Below are 1018 nucleotides of genomic sequence, written 5' to 3'. Positions count from 1 at the left end.
ATAAAAATATAAAATTCAGATTAAATATCTGATTGTTTTAAGGTTAAATTAATGTGAATAAGAAATAAGCTAATGCTTTTCTGTGGGCTATGGTAATTTTATAAAACCGTCCTCATCCCTCATGTTTTAGTTATGTGTCTTATTATCAATAGAATAAAATGAGGACAATGAGGACAGGTGAGGGACGAGAGCCGCTTTTCCCTCACTCGTCCCTCATTTATCCCTCATTCATCCCTCAGCCGTCCTCACATATTTTTAGAGTAAAAAAGTATATAGTATTAAATATCAATCTATTAATATCTATCCTCATAGAGATTGAGGAAATGAGGACGGTTTTTGCTTTAATACACATAGCTAAAGTAAAACTGCATAGTTTTGTATTTTATAAGGTTATCCTTTCCAATTCGATGCCCTGGTCTTTGAGCATATCATAATTCAGTATGTAGGCACTTGTCCGGCTTTTGCCAAACAATACATTTTTCCTGCGGTGTTCTATAAATGAGCGGTGTTTCTTCAGGTACTCACCAACAACCGCCTGGTCAAGTGTGGTTAATCCTTCTTTTCGTGCCTGTTCCCTGTACAGTCCGTGTATTGAGCCAACTCTTAGGTAAAGTTGTTTGCTATTGTTTTCACCAACCACAATCTTGTAATGTACATCTTCGGTAAGTTTGTATAGGTTAACCAAAGATTGCAGTACATGAAAGTATTGCTCCACTTCATCGCTTTGATGCTGTACTGATATGGTAAGTTTTGCGGAGCGGATTAAAGCCTGTTTTGCGGTATGATAATCAAACGGAAACTCCAAATCAGAATGCTCCATTAGAATTTTCATTGGTGTCAGTACTGATGAGATATTGAGTACCGTTCTTCGGTCAACGTTGCCATACTCCCTAGTCAGTTCATCCATAACCTCTGAACTTACCCCCGGTTCCTCTTTTGAGTAATGTTCTTCAACCAAATACCGAAAATCAAAAACGGAACATGTAATATTGGTAAACTGTAAACTTTCCTCGGCTGC

At 37.4% G+C, this 1018-nt stretch carries 1 protein-coding gene; it reads right to left on the bottom strand.

Annotated features, from left to right (window positions below; genetic code table 11):
* Positions 1 to 382: 382 nt before the first annotated feature.
* On the bottom strand, positions 383 to 1018 hold a 636-nt coding region (locus tag KEM10_RS23800; protein WP_212220890.1), incomplete at its 5' end, for a hypothetical protein.

Source organism: Carboxylicivirga linearis (assembly GCF_018271995.1).
Lineage (GTDB): Bacteria > Bacteroidota > Bacteroidia > Bacteroidales > Marinilabiliaceae > Carboxylicivirga > Carboxylicivirga linearis.
Note: the sequence above shows the minus strand (reverse complement) of the source record. Positions and strands in the feature narration are given on the sequence as shown.